Origin of the sequence: Roseiarcus sp. (assembly GCF_052145395.1) — a bacterium.
GTDB lineage: Bacteria > Pseudomonadota > Alphaproteobacteria > Rhizobiales > Beijerinckiaceae > Roseiarcus.
On the sequence record NZ_JBKQOT010000570.1, the window covers coordinates 1 to 3,046 of the forward strand.

Annotated in this window: 3 protein-coding genes and 1 pseudogene; 2 read left to right on the forward strand and 2 right to left on the reverse strand. The window is 63.4% G+C overall.

The window, feature by feature from the left end; translation table 11 throughout:
* Positions 1–798 (forward strand): annotated as a pseudogene (gene groEL, locus ACLP25_RS19605) (chaperonin GroEL); the annotation flags it as partial.
* 249 nt (positions 799–1,047) lie between these two features.
* On the opposite strand, the gene ACLP25_RS19610 reads toward groEL, so the two are convergent.
* Positions 1,048–1,605 (reverse strand): cyclin-dependent kinase inhibitor 3 family protein, encoded by a 558-nt coding sequence (locus tag ACLP25_RS19610; RefSeq protein ID WP_442470837.1) that lies wholly within the window; start codon positions 1,603–1,605, stop codon positions 1,048–1,050.
* Positions 1,606–1,787: 182 nt separating this feature from the next.
* Between ACLP25_RS19610 and ACLP25_RS19615 the strand changes: the two genes are divergently transcribed.
* Entirely contained in the window at positions 1,788–2,615 is an 828-nt protein-coding gene (locus ACLP25_RS19615) for a 3'-5' exonuclease (RefSeq protein ID WP_442470838.1), read from the forward strand.
* 42 nt (positions 2,616–2,657) lie between these two features.
* Here ACLP25_RS19615 and ACLP25_RS19620 read toward each other — a convergent pair.
* Positions 2,658–3,046: SOS response-associated peptidase (locus ACLP25_RS19620; RefSeq protein ID WP_442470839.1), on the reverse strand; the 389-nt coding region annotated here is incomplete at its 5' end.

The following is a 3,046-nucleotide window of genomic DNA, read 5'->3' on the forward strand; positions in this document are numbered from 1 at the left end:
GGGTTTGGCGATCGCCGCAAGGCGATGCTCGAAGACATCGCGGTCCTCACCGCCGGCACCATGATCGCCGAGGACCTCGGCATCAAGCTCGAGAACGTGACCCTTCAGATGCTTGGCCAGGCCAAGCGCGTGCGCATCGAAAAGGAGAACACCACGATCATCGAAGGCGCGGGCAAGAAGCAGGACATCGAGGGGCGCATTTCGCAGATCAAGGCGCAAATCGAGGATACGACATCTGACTATGACCGCGAGAAGCTGCAGGAGCGTCTGGCGAAACTTGCCGGCGGCGTCGCGGTGATCCGCGTCGGCGGTTCGACCGAGGTCGAGGTCAAGGAAAAGAAGGATCGGGTCGACGACGCGATGCATGCGACGAAGTCGGCCGTCGAAGAGGGCATTGTGCCGGGTGGCGGCGTGGCGCTCCTGCGCGCCAAGGCCGCGGTCGGCAAGCTGAGCGACGAGAACGCCGACGTCCAGGCCGGCATCAATATCGTGCTGAGGGCGCTCGAGGCGCCGATCCGGCAGATCGTCGAAAACGCCGGCGTCTAAGGCTCGATCGTGGTCGGCAAGATCACCGAGAACAAGTCCCAGACCTACGGCTTCGACGCCCAGACCGAGCAATATGTCGACAGGCTGAGCGCCGGCATCGTCGACCCGGCGAAGGTTGTGCGCGTCGCGCAGCAGGACGCCGCGTCGGTTGCCGGCCTGATGATCACGACCGAGGCCATGGTGGCGGAGCATCCGAAGAAGGAGGCTCCGGCCATGCCGGGCGGCGGCGGCATGGGCGGCATGGATTATTGATCAGCAAACGAGACGAGGCCGGGGCCGCCGCAGCGCGGCCCCGGACCCATGCGCTAACGTCCGGCATCGACTAGGCTCCACCAAGCGCGATAAACCCGCATCAGCAGCGCGATGCAGCCGCGATAATCTCGCAACCTGACCCGGAAGGCCTTCGCAGCAACTTCTTCAATGTGCGCCGATAGTGGTTGCCCCCGCGAATTGTTCCCTCGGCGAGGCCTCAACATCAGCGGAGCGTCAGAGCGAAGCCTGTCATGGAACCCGCGACCTTCGCGGCCCCCACCTCGCCCATTGCTCTTGTTCCCATGTCTCGATCGCCCCAGGCCGAACGGCGCGAACGCGCGCGATCGCCTCCTCGGCGTCGACGCCAGATTCGGCCAGCAACCGCGCCGCTATCATGCCCGAGCGTCCGACGCCGCCACGACAATGGACGACGATGTTTTCGCCCGCATAGAGACGAGACCGAAGGTGATCGCTGACCGCCGGCCATTCGGCCTCGAACTCCGGGCCTGGCGTGCCCACGTCGGGGATTGGCAGGTGCAGCCATTCCATCCCCCGACGCTGAACTTCCACGCCAAGCCTCGTGATGGCGAGGTAGGCCAACTCGCGCGACACGAGGAGCGTGACGATCGTCCTGGCGCCCCAGGCGACGATTGCGTCGAGGTCCTCATCGAGATCCCTCGCCCAAGGTCCGCCGATCGCGAACCGATCGTTCTTCCCGGGCGCGAAGGTGACGCCGATTTTCCCCCGATCGGCGCCGGCGTCGACTGCGGCGATCTGAAGCGGATGGGTCACACTGGTTCTGAGCATTTCTTCTTTTTGCCGTCCGCCAATGGCGCCTGAGTTGACCCCATCTCGGCGAATCCAGTGGCGCCGATCCCCGCTCGGATTACCGACTAAGCGGTAGCCCCGCGGCAGCTACCGAGATACAGATTGCTCGATCGTAATCTGTTCATCTCAAAGCGCCAACTCATAGCTCCGGTGGTTGACCGATGCCAGCCAGCGTCATCGTCTGGGATATTGAGACCGTGCCCGACCTGCGCGGCTTCGCGGCCGCCAATGCATTGATGGGACGGCCGGACGACGAAGTGCGTGCGGAGATGGGCGAGAAGTTTCCCAAGCTCATCTATCACTCGATCGTCTGCATCGGCGCCCTGGTCGCCCAGCGACAGGATGAATGCTGGGCGGTCACTGCTGTCGGCGCCCCGCATATCGGTGAGCGCTCGGAGAAGGAGATCATCTCCGCGTTCGTCAATCGGATCGCCGACCTCACCCCTCAACTCGTCACGTTCAACGGGGTTGCCTTCGACCTGCCGGTCCTGCGCTATCGCGCGATGGTCTGCGGGGTCGCCGCGCCGGGACTGGCGGCGCGCCCATACTTCAATCGCTATAGCGAAGACGCGATTGACCTGTGCGACGTGCTGTCGTCCTTCAGCTCGCAAAACAAGCCGTCGCTGCACGAGCTGTGTCGCGTCATGGGGCTCCCGGGGAAGACCGAGGGCATCAGCGGGGCGGATGTCGAGAGATACTGTCGCGAGGGGCGCATAGCCGAAGTCGCCGCATATTGCGAGACCGACGTCGTGAACACGTACCGCGTCTGGCTGCGCTACGAGTTGTTTCGCGGGCGGTTGACCGAGAATGGTCTGCGAGCGAGCGAAGCGAATCTGAGGGATTACATACGATCGCGCAGCGATGCCAAGCCCCATCTCGCTTCCGTTCTCGTAGAGGAGCAGAAGAGGGCGTTGGAGCCAGACGCCCGGACCGGGGTTCAATCCGAGAGTGACGGTGAAATATTCATACCGGATACGCCCGGCGTTTGAGCTTCTCTCTGCGCGCGTAAGGGATAGCCTGGAAGCCTCTCGTTACACCGCGATATCGGCTGGCGGGGAAATCTCTTCCAGGAGTCCTTCGTCGTCATTGTCCGGCGAATTGATCCGCCTCGAAATCTGCCAGATGGTCAGAGGCTCGCTTGGGAATGGGATCAGAAGATCGCGCGGGTCAGACTCGAGTCCGAGCCATCGCTCGTAGCCGGCCGGTTTAAGGATGGCGGGCATCCGGTCATGGATGCGGCTGACGAGGTCGTTCGACGGGGTCGTCAACACCACAAAGGTGCGCACCCATTCCCGCGTGGCCGGATCTTGCCAATTCTCCCATAAGGCGGCGATTCCAAAGGGAGAACGGTCCTTCATGGCGATCGCGTACGGCTGCTTCCCTTGCTTGGTCGCGCGCCATTCATAGAAGCCGTCGACCG

Coding starts and splice junctions, on each gene's coding strand:
- ACLP25_RS19610 (WP_442470837.1), bottom strand. CDS start 1,605: ATGCTCAGAACCAGTGTGACCCATCCGCTTCAGATCGCCGCAGTCGAC.
- ACLP25_RS19615 (WP_442470838.1), top strand. CDS start 1,788: ATGCCAGCCAGCGTCATCGTCTGGGATATTGAGACCGTGCCCGACCTG.